The sequence below is a fragment of the Mesorhizobium sp. LHD-90 genome, assembly GCF_030929505.1.
In the GTDB taxonomy this organism is placed as follows: Bacteria; Pseudomonadota; Alphaproteobacteria; order Rhizobiales; family Rhizobiaceae; genus Kumtagia.
In genome coordinates, this window is the sequence record NZ_JAVFVV010000010.1 from 47300 (window position 1) to 63001 (window position 15702).

The following is a 15702-nucleotide window of genomic DNA, read 5'->3' on the forward strand; positions in this document are numbered from 1 at the left end:
ACACTTCATGGCCCGTGGCAATCGGATTCTAGCCCGGCGCTCAAACGGCGTCGGCCGACCTCCGGATTGGTCGGGAACCGGCATCAGGCCCCCATCGACGCCGGCGGCAGCATCGAAGGCCCATGTCTGGGAATGGCGCGCCGGCCGGGGCTCGAACGCCTGTCCGGATGGGCAAGCGGCAGCGGGTCAGGGCCGTTGACTATGCCTCGATCCACGCCTTGTCGAAATGCTGCTCGAGCGCCTGATGCTGCTCGACGCCCATCACGCCCTCCCGGTGGCTGCGGTAGACCGAGCGCCAGTAGGGTTGGATGATGATGCCGGAATCCCGCAGGTTCTGCTCGATCTTGGCCATCAGCTCGCGCCGCTTGCCGGCGTCGGGCGTCGCCAGTGCCTGGTCGAGCAGGGCGTCGAACTCCGCATCCGAAAAGCTGCTCTCGTTCCAGGCGGCGCCGGACTTGTAGGCCAGCGCCAGCACCTGCACGCCCAGCGGGCGGCCCAGCCACTCGGTGCAGGAGAAGGGATATTTCGTCCAGTCGTTCCAGAAGGTCGCGGCCGGAAGCACGGTGCGCTTGACCTTGAGACCGGCGTCGCGCATCTGCGCGGCGATGGCGTCGCCGGTTGCCTTCTGCCAGTCGACGTCGACAGAGATCAGGTCGAATTCGTGACCGCTCTGGCCGGCTTCCCCCAGCAGTTTTTTCGCCTCTTCGACATTTCGCTGATGCGGACCGATATCGGCATAGTCCTCGTGGATCCGGCTGACATGGTGGTTTTCGCCGACCGTGCCCTTGTCGTTCAACGCCAGCTTGAGGATCGCAGAATTGTCGACGGCCAATTGCGCGGCGCGCCGCACCTTCGGGTCGTCATAAGGTTTTGCGACGGCGCTGAAGCGGGCGACGATCGTCGAGGCCGTCGCGATTTCCGCGCTCTTCAGCCCGATCGCCTCGATCTGCGACAGGGCGTCGGCCGAGGTTTCGTGGTTGGTGTCGATCTCGGCGGCCTCGAAGGCGGAATACATGGCGTTCGGATCGGAGCCGTAGTCGGTCCACAGGATACCGTCGAGATTGAACTCGCCTCTCCACCACGGGGCCTGCTTGCGGCGCACCTCTGCGGCCGTCTCTACATCCCAGCGGACCAGTTCGCAGGGCCCGGTGGTGATCGCCAGCGCCTTCATGGCGTCCGTCTCGCCGTCATAGGAACGGTGCATGATCAGCGCCGGATAGTCGGCCATGCCGGCGATCAGCGAGATGTCCGGCTTGGGCAGGTTCAACCGGACCGTATGGTCGTCTACCTTCTCGATCGCGCCGTCGACGGCCTTCTTGGTGCCGGCATCGACAAGGGCGCCCATGCGCCCGGCGACGGAGTTGCCGTCCGCCGTCGCGTCGCACCAGCGTGTCAGATTGTGGATGACGTCGTCCGCGCTGAAGGCGTCGCCGTTCGACCAGGAAACGCCTTGCCGGACCTTCAACGTCAGGGTTTTCGCGTCGTCGCTGGCCTCCCATCCTTCGAGCAGCCAGGGCTCGAAGGTGAAATCGGTGTTCCATCGAACCAGATATTCGTTGCACTGGCGGGCGACGTTCGACATTTCGACGCCGTCGAAGGTCCGTGGGTCGCGCCAGCCCTTGACGTTCATGGCGACGCGCAGCACGCCGCCCTTCGTCGCGGCCTGGGCGCGGGCGGGCGTCGGCACGATGCCGCCGAGCGCGAACGCGCCGGCCGCGCCGACGCCGAGCGCCGCCATGGTCGCCAGATATTCCCGCCGGTTCATCGAACCCTTGCGGTAGTCGGCCGCGACCGGCTCCGCCTTCGGGTGAAGCGACCTGTCGGTCAGCATGAATTTGAACATCGACCCCTCTCCTGTGCGCTCGCCGTCGCCTTGTCGTGCTTGCTAGGCTATGGCGAGACGTCGGCGAGCGATGGTTCGAATCCCGCAAGGATTGTGCGCGATGCCGCAGGATCGCGGCTCGGCGGCTATCGGAGGCTTCGCACGGTCAGCGTCGCCAGGCCGATATGATCCGGACCGGCGGGGATCGAGACGGTCCGCATGGCCGCCCGGTTAGGCAGCCATGCCCGCCTCAGAGGCTGTTGTAGGTCTGCGAGGCGTTTTCGAACGTGTAGCGCAAAGGCACCGAGCCTTCGATCTGCCAGGCCGCGACCTCCCCACCGGCGAGCAAATTGAGCGCCTGCCGGGTGTCGATCACAGCGCCGCCGTAGAGACGATTGGCAAGGTTGAGGATCGCGGTTTCGTGAATGGCCGCGCTGCCGCTGCCGCAGGCGTCCTTGACCAATGCGACGCGGAGTCCCAGGTCGACCGCGTCCTTCACCGATGCGGCGACGCAGGCCTCCGTCCACACACCCACGACGATCAGCCACTCGATGCCGCGCTCGCGCAGGAACGGTGCGAAATCGGTCCGCGAAAATGTGCTGGCATTGGCCTTGATGCGAAGATCCTCGCCGTCGAGCGGCGCCACCTCCGAGCAGAGCGCCGTCCACGGATCGCCGGCATTGCTGAAGGCCGAGCGGCCGTCGGCCATGACCGGGTGCAGCGGCCGCATCGCATCGCCGGCCGAATCCACGATATAGGCCGAATGGAGCACCGGGACGCCGGCGTCCCGCGCGGCCTGCTGCAGCCGCGCGACATTGGCGAGCACCTGCCCGAACCCCTCGACCAGATAGCGGCTGTCGCGGCGATGCTCCTCCTGCAGGTCGATGCAGAGCAGCGCGGTCCGCGACAGGTCGAGCGCCAGCGGCTTGTGCATGTCAGGCAAGGAACTCGTCCTCGTAGGGGAAGCGCGACAACAGTTCGGTCCCGGTTTCGGTGATCAGGATCTCGTCCTCGAGCTTGACGCCCTCGCGGCCGCCTTTCTCGCCGATGTAGCTTTCCACGGAAACCACCATGCCCGGCACGATCGTGCCGTCGCGGCCGTAGGTTCCGTAGTCCATCGCGTGCGCAATGAACGGCGTCTCGCCATGCATGCCGACCCCGTGCATCACCGAGGTGTAGCGCTGGTCGACGAACCGTTCCGGAATCTTCCAGGCGTTTTCCGCGATCTCCCGGAAGGCCATGCCCGGCTTGACGATGGAGATGTTGTGCTGAACCTGGTCGTGGGCCATGCGGTAGAGCATCTTCTGGTAGTCGGTCGGCTTGCCCGGGCCGCAGCGGAAGGTGCGGGAGAAGTCCGAGTAGTAGCCGTAGCAGCCGATCGTGTCGGTATCCAGCGCCACAAGTTCGCCAGGCCGTATCTTGCGCCCGCTTGCCTCGTTGAACCACGGGTTGGTGCGCTGGCCCGAGGTCAGCAGCCGCGTCTCGATGAACTCGCCGCCCTGCCGGATCACCTCGTGATACATGATGGCGAAGAGTTCGTTCTCCGACACGCCGGGCTTGATCGCCTCACGCACCGCGGCGACGGCGGCCTCGGCGCCGGCCATGGAGGCGAGCAGGCATTTGACTTCCTCCGGCGTCTTGATGGCGCGCACCGCGAGGATCTCGCCCTGGCAGTCCCTCACCTTGGCGCCGCGCCGCTCCAGCGCCAGCGCCTGCAGATGGCTGCACCGGTCCATGCCGAGCTTCATGGAGCCGCCGCCATGCGTCTTCAGAAGGTCGATGATCTCATCGGCGAAAGGTCCGGCCGTCTCGTCGTCGCGGCCAGAGACCGACGACCACACCAGTTTTGACGGCCTCGCCTCGTCGATCGTGTCCAGCACCATCGAGACATGGTAGCTCTGCGGGTACTCGAACAGCACGATCGGCCCCTCGGTCGGCACGAAGAAATAGCGCGTCGAGTTGCGCAGGAAATAGCCGAACATGTTGCGCGAGCCGGTGGCGTAACGCTGGTTGTAGGGATCGAACAGCACGATCCCGCCGTAGCCGGCCTCTTTCATCCACGACCGCAGCTTTGCGAGGCGCCCTTTGCGCAGCGCGTCGGCGTCGATGAAGGAGGGCTCGGTGTCGGACAGCCACATGCCGCCGGCCGGGTCCGCGGCGGCCGGATGGCGCATCCTGTCCTTGAAATCGACATCCCCGGTGCTGTCGGGATCGAATACGACAATGCTCATGACGGCCTCCTGCGGCCAGCTATGACCCAACTCGGCCGGTACGATTGTGCGTGATACCGCATAGGTCGCGCCGGAATCCGCAGGCCGTCTCTTGCATCAGTGCCGGCGCATACTGCTCGGCGACCTGCCGTGCTCCTCGCGGAAGGCCCGCGCGAAGCTGGACATGCTGGCGAAGCCGCAGGCGATCGCCACATCGCGCACGGCGAGCGTCGAATGGGTCAGGAGGTCGACCGCCCGGCGCAGGCGAAGCCGCCGATAATAGTCGCTGGGCGAGGTCCTGAGTTCCGCGCGAAAAGTGCGTTCCAGCCTGTCGGGCGAAACGTTGAGGCGGGCCGCTAGATCGGCCATGGCGAGGCGTTCCTCCACCGCGTCCTCCATGATGGCGATGGCGGACAGGACCAGTTCGTTCCGCACGCCGGTCCGTAGCCTGAGCGGCATCATCTTGCGGTCGACGCTGGAGCGCAGCGGGCTGTGGACGAACCATTCCGCGACACCGGCGGCAATTTCGGCGCCGAGATCCTTGCCGATGATCTCCAGCATCATGTCGAGGCTGCCGATGCCGCCCGCGGAGGTGAAGCGCTTGCGGTCGATGACGTAGAGGTCGCGGCGCAGCGCGATGTCGGGGAAAGCCTCGGTGAAGGCCGCCTGGCTCGTCCAGTGGAGGGTGCAGGCGTAGCCGTCGAGAAGTCCTGCGCGGGCAAGGAAGAATGCGGCGTCGGCGACCGCGCCGAGATGCGCGCCCCTTCGCAGGTTGCGGCGGATCCATTTGACCGCGCCGGCGGCCACGACATGGTCCGCGTCGCCGCCGGAGCAGACGACGATACGGTCGACGGGCGGCGCGGCGGCCGCCGCGAAGTCGGGCGCGATGACGACGCCGTTGGATGCCGCCACCGTCGTCGCTTCGGGTGCGACAATGATCCAGGAATAGAAGGGCTTGCCGGAAAGGATGTTGGCGGCGCGCATCGGCTCGATCACCGAGCTGAACGCCATCATCGGAAAGCCGGGAAAGACCAGCACGGCGACGCTGTGCGCCGCGTTTTCCTTGGCCGGGCGGGCCGCATCTGCTCCACCCGCCGCAATCCGGTCGTTCACGGCGACGGAACGGTTCCGGCCGCCGCCCCCTGTGACAATTTCCTGCCGCTGACGGGATCGAGCAGCACGCAGCCTTGTGGGTCGAAGACGACTGAAATGTCGGCGCCTTCCGGCCAAAGCCGCCCGGCAATCGGGTTGACCGCGCGAAGGACAGACGGTCCTCCCACGTCGATCTCGTAGGCAGCGTTGCCGCCGAGATAGGCGGCCGAGACCACGCGTCCCGGAAACGAGTTGGGCGCGCCGGCGTCAGTCTCGGCGGTAATCCTCAAGCGTTGCGGCCGCATGACGAGCTTGACGGCGTCGCCCGGCTTGAGACCGTCGGGTGCCGCGACACCGACCGTTCGATCGCCGGCAATGGAGATCGCGGCCATGTCTTGCGCGATGGACGCGACGGTGCCGGCGACGATGTTGGCCTTGCCGATGAAGTTCGCCACAAAACTCGTGTCGGGCTGCTCGTAGACCTGGCTCGGCGTCCCGATCTGTTCGATCCGTCCGGCGTTCATCACGACGATCTGGTCCGACATGGCCAGGGCCTCTTCCTGGTCGTGCGTGACGAAGATGGCCGTGATCCCGGTCTCCTTCTGGATCTTCTTGATCTCGCCGCGCATCTCCTCGCGCATGTTGGCGTCGAGCGCCGACAGCGGCTCGTCCATCAAAAGCACCTCGGGTTCGAACACGATGGCCCGCGCCAGCGCGATGCGCTGCTGCTGGCCTCCCGAAAGCTGGTGCGGAAGCTTCTTCTGGCTGCCGGGCAGGCGCACCATCTCCAGCGCACGCCCCACACGCCGGGCGATCTCGGGTTTCGGGACGTTCCGATATTTCAGCCCGAAAGCGACGTTGTCGAAGACCGACTTGTGCGGAAACAGCGCATAGTTCTGGAAGACCAGACCGATGTTGCGCTTGTAGATAGGCACCTGGTCGACGCGTTTGCCGCCGATGGTGATGCTGCCGGCCGATATGGTCACCAGGCCGGCGATGGCCCGCAACACGGTGGTCTTGCCGCATCCCGACGGGCCGAGCAGCGTCACGAAGCGCCCTTTGCCGATAGACAGCGAAAACGCCTTCACCGCGCTGAATGTGCCGTAATCGACATCGACGTCCTGGAATTCGACTGCAGGACTATCCATCCATTGCCTCTGAAGATCGAGAACACACCACGAGGCCCGGGTCGCAAGGCCCGGACCTCCTGCAATATCGAACCCTGGGCGGTGTCAGGCGCCCTTGGAGATCCTGTCCCACTGCTTGGTCCAGGCATCCTCGTTCTCGGCCCAGTAGACAGGATCCGCGAAGGTCAGCGCCTTCATCTGCCCCGTCGGGTCGAAGGCGGGAAGCGCCGCGATCTTGTCGGTCAGCTTCACCTTGGTCGGGTCGAGCGACGGAGGATAGTTCTGACCCTCGGCCACCGCGATCGACGTAGCCGGATCAAGCATGAAGTTGATGAGTTCCTCGCATTCGGCCATGGGCGAACCCTTCAGCACCAGCATGTCCTCCATCCAGGCATAGGAGCCGTCGGGGTCGAGGTATCCGATCGGTTGGCCCTGCTGCTGCAGCGCCGCGACGCGGCCCGACCAGGCGTCGGTCACCACGATCTCTCCCTTGGTGAGAAGGTCCATCAACTCCGCGCCGGAACTCCAGAACTTCTTGGCGAGATCACGGGTCTCGCGGACCTTCGCCCAGACCGCATCCATGTCGGTGATCTTGTTGGGGTCCTGGCCGGTCGCCAGTGCCGCGTACCAGACGCGGGTCGTCATGTCGGCATAACCGCCGACCTTGCCGGAATATTTCGGGTCGCTGAGCAGGTTGGCGCCCTTCTCCTTGGCCTCCTCCGGCGAGATGACAGTTGTGTTGTAGGCGATACCCGTCGTGCCGTAGTCGTAGGGAACGGCGGAAAGCTTCGGCGTGATCTTGCGGAAGGGTTCGATCATCGCCGTCAACACGTTGGCCATGTTGGGGATGTTGGCCTCGTTGATCTCCGAGTTCCAACCGGCCTGGACGTATTTGATGTAGTAGTTGACGCCCGACGAGTGGATGATTTGGTAGTCACCCTCCTTCGAGGTCTTCATCTTGGTGATGATCTCGTTCTCGTCGCCGAAGGTGCCCTGCACCACCTTGATGCCTGATTTGGCCGTGTAGGGCTGGAACGCCAGCTTGTCGATCGCCTCCTGGACGACCCCGCCCCATCCGTCGAAACGTACCTCGGTCGCGGCGGCGACGGCGCGCCTGATCCAGGGCATCTGGACGCCTGCTGCGGCCGCTGCAGCGGCCGTCAGGCCGAGGAAATGACGGCGCGACAGGTCGCCGTTGCCGTAGCGTTCCGTCAGGTTTTCCAGTCTCTTGGTCTGTGTAAGCTTCATGTCAGTCTCCCATTTTTGATCTTCGTGTTTTCAGTCCGGACAGCGCTCCGGCAGCGATTCCCCCGATAAGAGGCACACCGATCGTGATCGCGATCATCAGCGTGCCGAGTGCATTGACCTCCGGGCTGATCGAAACCTTCAGCATCGCAAGGATTTGCGTCGGCATGGTCTCGACGCCCGCCGGCCGCCAGAACAGGCTGGCCGTGGTGTTGTCGAAGGAAATCGTGAAAGCGAGCAGCACGCTGGCGAACACCGCCGGCATCAGCAGCGGCAGCGTGATTTCGCGGAAGGTCGAGCCGCGCGTCGCCCCGAGAGAAAGCGCGGCGTCCTCGTAGACGCGGCGGATGCCGATCAGCCGTGCCTGGATGACCAGAACCACGAAGGGCAGCGCCAGCAGGATGTGGCCGAGCAGCAGGATGAAATAGCTCCGCGGCTGGTCGATCGCCTTGATCATCACCAGCAGTCCGACGCCCAGGATCGTCTCCGGCACCAGGGCGGGCAGGATGGCCAGCGTGTTCACCGACGACTTGCCGGGAAAGTCGAAGCGCACCAGCGCGAGCGCCGCGCCGATGCCGACCGCCGTCGTCAGCGCGGCGGTCAGCAAGGCGATCCATAGCGAGGTGCGGAAGGCCGCCAGCACGTTCTCGTTCTGCATCAGCACCTCGTACCAATGCAGGCTGAACCCGGTGATCGGAAAGCCGCCGAACATCGAGGCGTTGAAGGAAAGCACCACCGTCGCGGCGATCGGTGCGAACATGAAGACGTAGACGAGCAGCGTCATGACGCAGGTGAACCGCCAGCCCCAGCGGCCGGAACCATCGGTCGGCGCGTTCATGCACCCATCCCCTTCATGATCTGCGAGAGGCCCATGTAGCGGCTGTAGGCTACCGCCACGAAGCCGAGCAGCAGAAAGAGCACGATGGAGAGCGTCGCGCCGAGCGGCCAGTTCAACTGCCCCATGATGGTGTCGTAGATCAGGTTGCCGAACAGCGCGTCGCGCGGCCCACCGAGCAGTTGCGGTGTCACATAGCTGCCCGCCGCAAGCACGAAGCAGAGCAGCAGCCCGGCCGCGAGCCCCGGCAGCGACAGCGGCAGCGTAACCTCGCGAAACGCTTGCGCGCTGGTGCAGCCCATCGACCGCGCCGCCAGGATGAGGCTGCGGTCGATGCCCTCCAGGCTAACATAGACGTTGAGGATCATGTAGGGCAGCAGGAAGTGGACCAGCCCCATGATGACTGCGGCCTCGGTGTAGAGCAGGCGGAGAGGCTCGGTGATCAGCCCGAGTTGCAGCAGGGTCGCGTTGATCAGCCCCTGTTCGCCAAGGATATGGATCCACGAAAAGGTGCGGATGGTGAAGCTGATCCAGAACGGCACGATCAGCAGGAGCAGCAGCAGCCACTTGTGACGGAAATCGGTTGCCCAGATGTAGTACGCCGGGAAATAGCCTACGAGCGCGCAAATGATGGCGGTTACCAGGCCGACACGCACGGTCTTGAACAGAAACCCATGGTAGTAGCTGTCGGCCAGGAACTCCTGCCAGTTCGCCAGCGTAAAGGTCGCTTCTTCCACGCCGGCCGTGACGAAGGTGAAAAACGTGTAGGCCGCCATCACGACGATCGGGACGATCATCAGAAGGATGATCAGGATGACGGTCGGAGCGGCAAGCGCCCACGCCAGCCGGCGGTCGTTGATGCTCCAGCCTGTTGCTGCCGTCATGCAATCTCCCCGTCAGGTTGCCATCTTGGTGCATGCGGTGGCGTCGCGCAATGTGGGGCGTGGCGATCGCGATTGTGCCAGTTTCCGCATGAACCGGAGTTCGTTGGCCGCCGCCGGCGGCCCGGGCTTGCCCGATCGACGGGCCGGGGGACGGCCCGTTCGAAATCGACAGGGGTATCTTTTCCCGCCCCAAAGCTTATGACGTCAGGGCGGTCATGACAGTTTTATGACGTTTATGTGACAGCCATCGAGGCCCCGGATGATGAATTGGTTCCGCTACCTGCTGCCGCGTGAGGACAAGTTTTTCGACCTCTTCAACGAGCACTCGGCGATCCTCGTCAAGGGCGCGGAGGCGCTTCAGCGGCTTCTCCAGGGAGGCGAGGGCATCGAGCGGTATTGCAGCGAGATCATCGATCTCGAAAACAAGGCGGACGAGATCACGCAAACGGTGCTTCTTTCGGTCCGCCGCAGCTTCATCACGCCCTTTGACCGCGGCGACATCAAGGATCTCATCCAATCGATGGATGACGCGATCGACATGATGCAGAAAACGGTGAAAACCGTGACCCTGTTCGAGCAGCGCCACTTCGAGCCCGAGATGCAGGAGATGGGCGCCCTCGTCGTCGAGGCAGCGAAGCTGACGTCGCAAGCCATTCCGCTCTTGCAGAATGTCGGCGTCAACGCCGCGCGGCTGAGCACCCTCGCGGAAGAAGTCATGAGGGTGGAGGGGCGCGCCGACGACCTCCACGACAGGGGGCTGAAAGCGTTGTTCAAGGCGCACGGGACCTCGAACCCGATGGCCTACATCATCGGCAGCGAGATCTATTCCGAGCTTGAGCGGGTCGTCGACCGTTTCGAGGATGTCGCGAACGAGATCAGCGGCATCATGATAGAGAACGTCTGAGCATGGAAGCTGCTCTGGCTTTTCCCCTGCTGGTCGGGCTGATCGGCGTGGCGTTGCTGTTCGATCTTCTGAACGGCCTCCACGATGCGGCAAACTCGATCGCCACGATCGTGTCGACGAGAGTGCTGAGACCGCATTACGCGGTCGCCTGGGCGGCGTTCTTCAATTTCATCGCGTTCCTGTTCTTCGGCCTGCATGTCGCCGAGACGCTTGGCACGGGGATCATCAGCGCCGATATCGTCGACCCGAGAGTGATCTTCGCCGCGCTCATAGGAGCCATCATCTGGAACGTGGTGACCTGGATGTACGGAATCCCGTCCAGCAGTTCCCACGCGTTGATCGGAGGGATGATCGGGGCGGGTCTCGCCAAGGCAGGCTTTGATGCCGTCGTGTGGACGGGGGTGCTCAAGACCTCGGCGGCGATCGTGCTGTCGCCGCTGACAGGCTTTGTCCTGGCTCTGCTGCTGGTGTTGCTCGTGTCGTGGCTGTTCATACGTCAGACACCGTTCGCGGTCGATCGAGTGTTCAGGGTGATGCAGTTCATCTCCGCCTCGCTCTACTCGCTGGGCCATGGCGGCAACGATGCTCAAAAGACGATGGGCATCATCGCGGTGCTGCTCTATTCCCAGGGAATGCTGGGCAGCGAGTTCTATGTGCCGCTCTGGGTCGTGCTCTCCTGCCAGTTCGTCCTTGCGCTTGGCACGCTGCTGGGCGGATGGCGCATCGTGCACACGATGGGATCGAGGATCACGCGGCTTAACCCGATGCAGGGATTTTGCGCCGAAACGGGTGGGGCCCTCACCCTGTTCGGCGCCACATGGCTCGGGATCCCGGTATCAACCACCCATACGATCACCGGCTCGATCATCGGCGTGGGCGCCGCGCGCCGCGTCTCGGCTGTACGCTGGGGCGTGGCGAGCAACATCGTCTGGGCGTGGATCATCACGCTGCCGATATCGGGTGTGATCGCCGCGATTTGCTACGCCGCCGTTGGCGTATTCGCCTGAGACGCGGCCGTCACCGCACGGGGCCGCCGCCCAGGTGCAAGGGGTAACTCCGAGACAGACCGAATGCTCCGACCGGCTCTTGCATCGCGCGACGGAGCTGGTCCCGCCGCGCCAAAAATCCGATTGCAGGCGGTCAGGCATTCACGACGGCCGCTTCATCAGCACGTTGTCCCACCAGTTGTCGGCGATATGGGGCAACTCGACGGCAGGTTCTCTGCCGAGCAGATAGCCCAACACGCGGGGCGGCGTAAGCGGTGTCTGCTGGATCCGGCACGCAGTTGCATTGGCGACGGCACAGGCAATGGCCGCGGGTGGGTTCATGACAGGAACCTCGCCAGCGCCCTTCACGCCCAGCGGCCCGATGGATGGGGCCCCCTCATAGAGGTCGATCTCGATCGCCAGCGTGTCGAGCGCGAGGGGCACACGATAGGTCTCGAGGCTGTTTTGCCGAATGCAGCCGTCCTCCCCGATCGTATGTTCTTCATGCAGCGCATAGCCGATCCCCTGGGTGACTCCCCCTTGGATCTGTCCATGGATGGCGCGCGGGTTTAGTGCCCGGCCAACATCCTGCACCACCTTGTAGCTCAAGATCTCCACGTGGCCGGTTTCGGGATCGACGGCAACCTCGCAATCGTGAACATTGAAGACAGGGATGTCGATGGCGTCGATGAAATGGCCCGCGGCGCAGCCGGGCATGGCAGCGACGCCGGGATTTGTGAACGAGCCGCTGCCGACCACAGGTCCGGTCACCTGGTGCGCGCGCTGGACGACTTTGGCTATCGTCATGCCAGAGCCTTCGACACCTGCCAGCTCGACGCGGCCGTTTCGAAGGACCAGGCCCTCGGGCCTGGTTTGAAGAAGCTCGCTTGCAGTCTCTAGGATCTTCTGCCGCACCACCGCGGCGGCGGCCTTGCTCGCCGCGCCAACCGATACGGTTGTGCGCCCACCGCCGACGCCGAGATCAAAGCCCGCGGCATCCGTGTCGGCGTTGCGGACGATGACGTCGTCGGGGTGGATGCCGAGTTCGTGCGCCACGATCTGCGGCAGCGCCTGGACCATGGTGCCTTGGCCGATCTCGACACCTGCGGTGATCAACGTGGCGCTGCCATCTGCATTGAGGTTGATGGTGGCCGCGGACGGACCCACAAACACGAACCAGGTGCCGACGACCGTCGCGCGGCCATAGAGCCTGTCGTCCGCCAGATCTTTCTTCGGAGGTGACTTCTCCCGCATCGCGGCCATGCGGTCGAGCATCGGTCCCAGCACATCACCCTCGAAGACCTGGCCGGTGGCGCCGAGGTCGCCATCACCCAGCACGTTGCGTCGCCTGAATTCAAGCGGGTCCATGCCGATGGCTTCGCAGATCTCGTCGGTATGCCGCTCCAGGGCGAACGTGTTGTATACGCCGTTGCAGGCGCGGAAGGCGCCGTTGGGCGCAGTGTTGGTGTAGACGGCACGGGTCGCTGCCTTGACCGAACCAAGCTTGTAGTTGCCCATCAACGTGTGTGCCGTCATCGTCGTCAGGAAAATCTGCTCGCCGCCATAAGCGCCGCAGTCCATCAGGACGACGGCTTCGCGGCCGACGATGTCGCCCTCGCGCGTCACCGCGGAGCGCATCTTGATCTCGGCGTTCTCGCGGCAAAGGCAGGTCAGCATCTCTTCTTGCCGCGAATAGACGAGACGGACCGGCAGGCCTGCCTTGCGCGCCAGGATCGCGGCATAGGGCTCAAGCGTACAGTCGAATTTCTGGCCGAATGCGCCGCCAACCGGCGGCACCGTCACATGCACCTGGGATGCCGGGACCCCCAAAAGCTTTGCGGTCTGGTTGCGCACCGTCCAGGGAACCTGGGTCGACGTCTCGATATGATAGCGGCCATCTTCGTAAGTTGCGATGACGGCCCGTGGCTCAAGCGATACATGGTTTTGCCGGCCGACTCGAAAGCAGCTTTCGACGACGACGACATCGTCGCGTGCAAATGCGGCGTCGATATCGCCTCGGATCACCGTCGCTTCCCAAGCGACGTTGCCGCCGCGCGCACCGCCCTCGAACAAGACCTCGTAGTTTTTCCAGCCGGGATGGATGAGCCGCGCGCCGGGAGCCAGCGCCTCTGCCATCGTCAGCACGGCTGGGAGAGGCTCGAGTTCGACTTCTATCGCCCGTAGGGCGGCTTGTGCCTGCTCGTAGGTATCCGCAGCGACGGCGGCGATCTGTTCCCCGTAGAAGCGGATCACGTCAGATGCGAAAAGCGGGTGATCGGCGATGCCGATGCCGTGCATTCCCGGCGCATCTTCGGCGAGGGCGATGGCGCGCACGCCGGGCATCTGCTTTGCACGCGTGACGTCGATCTTTACGATACGCGCCGACGCAGCCTCCGATCTCAGGATCGCGGCGTGAAGCATGCGCGGCAATTTGCGATCGACCGTAAAGCGCGTGCGGCCGAGCAGCTTGTCGCGAGCGTCGCGCCGCGGCAGATTCATCGTGACGGCCGCTGGGTCGGCAATGGCCATGCTTCAACTCCGCTTCGTTAGCGTGACGGCTGCATCGACAAGGCGTTCATAACCGGTACACCGGCAGATATTGCCGACCAGCGCCGCCTTGATTTCATCCCTGCCGGCATTCGGCTGGGCCTGAAAGAAGCTGGTCAGGGTCATCAGAATCCCCGGAAAGCACATGCCGCACTGGACGACATCATGCTGCTCCATGACCTGTTGCAGAGGTGAGAGTTCACCCGCCATTGCGAGGGATTCGACCGTCCGCACGTCCTTGCCTTCGACCGTGCCGATCGGGACGAGACAGGACACGGCCAGCCGTCCATCCAGATGAACCGTGCACGCGCCGCAGACACCTTCCCGGCAAACCGACTTCGCTCCGGTGAGGAGGAATTCGTCGCGAAGGACGTCGATGAGCGGCGTCATCGGATCGCGGTTCGAGGTACGACGCTCGCCATTTATCATCAAACTGGTCGGCACGGGACCTCTCTCCCAACTGTCCATCGAATCTATCGCGAAGAGAGAACGGCCTGTGTCGCTCGCCTGACCAGGGCCGGCAGCACTTTCACGCGATACCAGCCAGGGGCTTCGACGCTGTCGCGCCCGGTGAAGGTATCAGCCGTGGCCTCGGCCATCTCGTGTGCTGTGTCCGGGTCGAGCGGACGTCCCAGAAGCTTTTCCTCGAGCTCGGTCCAGCGTCCCGCAGCAGGCTCGACTGATCCCACTGCGATCCTGATCACGTCGACGCGGCCATCCGACGAAAGCACCGCCGCCATGCTGACGATCGCGACCGGATAGTCGCCCGCCTTGCGCAGCGGCAACCGAGCGTGGCCGGTCCGCATCGGCCTGCGCGGAAGCACGATGCTGGTCATCAGCGCTCCCGGCTCCAGTGTCCTGCGAACATCCAGGTAGCGGCCGACCGAAAGGCGCTCCGTCCCGCCCGGCCTGACAAGTTCAACGGCAGCGTCGAGGCTCAGAAGCGCGGGCGGCAAGTCCGCGGCGAAAAAATCCTGGGTGGACAAGTTGCCGCCAACGGTCGCCATCTCCCGCACCGCAGGGTTCGCGGCGGCGCCGGCGGCAGCCGCCAGCCCATTCCATTGCGCCAAGCCAGCGAAAGATTCCACCAGCCGCGCGTGTGTGACACAGGCGCCGAGGCGGATTTCGCCGTCTTTCACATCGATCGTGTTGAGTTCGGGGATGCGGCCTATTCCGACATAACGGCGGCTCTGGGCTTCGCCCCTGATCGAAGCGCGCATGATCCACGTCCCGCCGGCAAGAGGAACGCATCCATCGTCGGTAAGCGCGGCCGTCGCGTCCGCGACGCTGTCGGCCATGAACAGTCCTATATCCCCGGTTGCGAGCAAAGTTTGTTCCTTGTGCGACAGGCGCCGGAGGCGAAGGTTGCTAGATTGGGCGCATCTACCGTCGGCGCTCTCGCAAGCCGATCCTCAGCCTTGCCTCGCAGGGTCGGACCGGCCGAGCAGTTTCCATGCCAGCGGCAGTGTGAGCGCAGCCAGGAGCAGCTTGAGGAAATCTCCCGGGATGAAAGGGGTGAGACCAATCTGCAGCACGGGTTTGTCCCATCCGATCACCGAACCCAGCCACAGCAGGCCGAAGGCGTAGACGACGGCGTTGCCGGCGAGCATCGCCGCCGCCGTTGTTGCGATCCGGCGATCCCAGCCGCGCTCGGCGAGCCAGCCGCACAGTGCGGCGGCCGGAAGATACCCCAGCAGGTACCCGCCGGTCGGACCCGCCATATAGGCAAGACCGATGCCGCGTTCGGGCGTTCCCGCGAACACCGGTAACCCGATCGCACCCTGGGCGAGGTAGAGCGCCACGGTCGCCGCCGCGAGCCGCCGTCCGAACGCCATGCCCATCGCCAGCACGACGAAGGTCTGCATGGTGATGGGGACCGGATAGAACGGCACCTGTATCTTGGCGGAAGCCCAGAGCGCCAGGGAGCCGACGATCGCGAGCAGCACGTTGCGCGCCAGCGGCGCGGTCCCACCGGAAAGCCTGCTGGCCAGCGTGGGATGCAAAGCGATCGTCGACATGTCGAAGTTCCTTCTCGGTTCGTGTCTGGCTG

The 15702-nt window shown here is 64.4% G+C and carries 14 protein-coding genes; 2 read left to right on the top strand and 12 right to left on the bottom strand.

The annotated features are described in order from the left end of the window. Positions 1–199 precede the first annotated feature (199 nt). The 8 genes from RB623_RS15475 to RB623_RS15510 form a co-directional block, all read right to left on the bottom strand. A complete protein-coding gene (locus RB623_RS15475; protein WP_308057771.1) occupies positions 200–1843 on the bottom strand; it encodes an ABC transporter substrate-binding protein in 1644 nt (547 codons plus the stop codon). A gap of 229 nt (positions 1844–2072) precedes the next feature. Further along, on the bottom strand, positions 2073–2756 hold the full coding sequence (locus RB623_RS15480; RefSeq protein ID WP_308057983.1) for an isochorismatase family protein: 684 nt from the start codon (positions 2754–2756) through the stop codon (positions 2073–2075). A 1-nt stretch (position 2757) separates the two neighbouring features. Further along, complete coding sequence (locus RB623_RS15485; RefSeq protein ID WP_308057772.1) at positions 2758–4053, bottom strand: Xaa-Pro peptidase family protein; 1296 nt, start codon at positions 4051–4053, stop codon at positions 2758–2760. Positions 4054–4149: 96 nt separating this feature from the next. After that, positions 4150–5133 (bottom strand): GlxA family transcriptional regulator, encoded by a 984-nt coding sequence (locus tag RB623_RS15490; protein WP_308057984.1) that lies wholly within the window; start codon positions 5131–5133, stop codon positions 4150–4152. A gap of 8 nt (positions 5134–5141) precedes the next feature. Beyond that, positions 5142–6272 (bottom strand): ABC transporter ATP-binding protein, encoded by a 1131-nt coding sequence (locus tag RB623_RS15495; protein ID WP_308057773.1) that lies wholly within the window; start codon positions 6270–6272, stop codon positions 5142–5144. 84 nt (positions 6273–6356) lie between these two features. Further along, a complete protein-coding gene (locus tag RB623_RS15500) occupies positions 6357–7499 on the bottom strand; it encodes an extracellular solute-binding protein (RefSeq protein ID WP_308057774.1) in 1143 nt (380 codons plus the stop codon). Position 7500: 1 nt separating this feature from the next. After that, positions 7501–8334: an ABC transporter permease gene (locus RB623_RS15505; protein WP_308057775.1), complete on the bottom strand. Its 834-nt coding sequence runs from the start codon at positions 8332–8334 to the stop codon at positions 7501–7503. After that, on the bottom strand, positions 8331–9215 hold the full coding sequence (locus RB623_RS15510) for an ABC transporter permease (protein WP_308057776.1): 885 nt from the start codon (positions 9213–9215) through the stop codon (positions 8331–8333). The genes RB623_RS15505 and RB623_RS15510 overlap by 4 nt, the downstream gene beginning before the upstream one ends. Positions 9216–9474: 259 nt before the next feature. Between RB623_RS15510 and RB623_RS15515 the strand changes: the two genes are divergently transcribed. Both RB623_RS15515 and RB623_RS15520 read left to right on the top strand, forming a co-directional pair. Further along, positions 9475–10119 carry a DUF47 domain-containing protein gene (locus tag RB623_RS15515; RefSeq protein WP_308057777.1) on the top strand — a complete coding sequence of 215 codons (645 nt, stop codon included), beginning with the start codon at positions 9475–9477 and terminating at the stop codon, positions 10117–10119. A gap of 2 nt (positions 10120–10121) precedes the next feature. Further along, complete coding sequence (locus tag RB623_RS15520; RefSeq protein ID WP_308057778.1) at positions 10122–11126, top strand: inorganic phosphate transporter; 1005 nt, start codon at positions 10122–10124, stop codon at positions 11124–11126. A gap of 141 nt (positions 11127–11267) precedes the next feature. On the opposite strand, the gene RB623_RS15525 is transcribed toward RB623_RS15520, so the two are convergent. From RB623_RS15525 to RB623_RS15540, 4 genes are all read right to left on the bottom strand, one after another. Continuing rightward, on the bottom strand, positions 11268–13634 hold the full coding sequence (locus tag RB623_RS15525) for a xanthine dehydrogenase family protein molybdopterin-binding subunit (protein WP_308057779.1): 2367 nt from the start codon (positions 13632–13634) through the stop codon (positions 11268–11270). A 3-nt stretch (positions 13635–13637) separates the two neighbouring features. Next, entirely contained in the window at positions 13638–14096 is a 459-nt protein-coding gene (locus RB623_RS15530) for a 2Fe-2S iron-sulfur cluster-binding protein (RefSeq protein ID WP_308057780.1), read from the bottom strand. A 29-nt stretch (positions 14097–14125) separates the two neighbouring features. After that, a complete protein-coding gene (locus tag RB623_RS15535; RefSeq protein ID WP_308057781.1) occupies positions 14126–14950 on the bottom strand; it encodes an FAD binding domain-containing protein in 825 nt (274 codons plus the stop codon). Positions 14951–15064: 114 nt separating this feature from the next. Beyond that, the gene (locus tag RB623_RS15540; RefSeq protein ID WP_308057782.1) at positions 15065–15670 is read right to left on the bottom strand and encodes a biotin transporter BioY; all 606 of its coding nucleotides are present in this window, start codon (positions 15668–15670) and stop codon (positions 15065–15067) included. Positions 15671–15702 lie beyond the last annotated feature (32 nt).

Excerpts from the sequence above, each read along its gene's own strand:
- RB623_RS15495 (WP_308057773.1), bottom strand. The coding sequence starts at position 6,272 with ATGGATAGTCCTGCAGTCGAATTCCAGGACGTCGATGTCGATTACGGC.
- RB623_RS15485 (WP_308057772.1), bottom strand. The coding sequence starts at position 4,053 with ATGAGCATTGTCGTATTCGATCCCGACAGCACCGGGGATGTCGATTTC.
- RB623_RS15475 (WP_308057771.1), bottom strand. The coding sequence starts at position 1,843 with ATGTTCAAATTCATGCTGACCGACAGGTCGCTTCACCCGAAGGCGGAG.
- RB623_RS15505 (WP_308057775.1), bottom strand. The coding sequence starts at position 8,334 with ATGAACGCGCCGACCGATGGTTCCGGCCGCTGGGGCTGGCGGTTCACC.
- RB623_RS15520 (WP_308057778.1), top strand. The coding sequence starts at position 10,122 with ATGGAAGCTGCTCTGGCTTTTCCCCTGCTGGTCGGGCTGATCGGCGTG.
- RB623_RS15510 (WP_308057776.1), bottom strand. The coding sequence starts at position 9,215 with ATGACGGCAGCAACAGGCTGGAGCATCAACGACCGCCGGCTGGCGTGG.
- RB623_RS15515 (WP_308057777.1), top strand. The coding sequence starts at position 9,475 with ATGATGAATTGGTTCCGCTACCTGCTGCCGCGTGAGGACAAGTTTTTC.
- RB623_RS15535 (WP_308057781.1), bottom strand. The coding sequence starts at position 14,950 with ATGGCCGACAGCGTCGCGGACGCGACGGCCGCGCTTACCGACGATGGA.
- RB623_RS15480 (WP_308057983.1), bottom strand. The coding sequence starts at position 2,756 with ATGCACAAGCCGCTGGCGCTCGACCTGTCGCGGACCGCGCTGCTCTGC.
- RB623_RS15525 (WP_308057779.1), bottom strand. The coding sequence starts at position 13,634 with ATGGCCATTGCCGACCCAGCGGCCGTCACGATGAATCTGCCGCGGCGC.
- RB623_RS15500 (WP_308057774.1), bottom strand. The coding sequence starts at position 7,499 with ATGAAGCTTACACAGACCAAGAGACTGGAAAACCTGACGGAACGCTAC.
- RB623_RS15540 (WP_308057782.1), bottom strand. The coding sequence starts at position 15,670 with ATGTCGACGATCGCTTTGCATCCCACGCTGGCCAGCAGGCTTTCCGGT.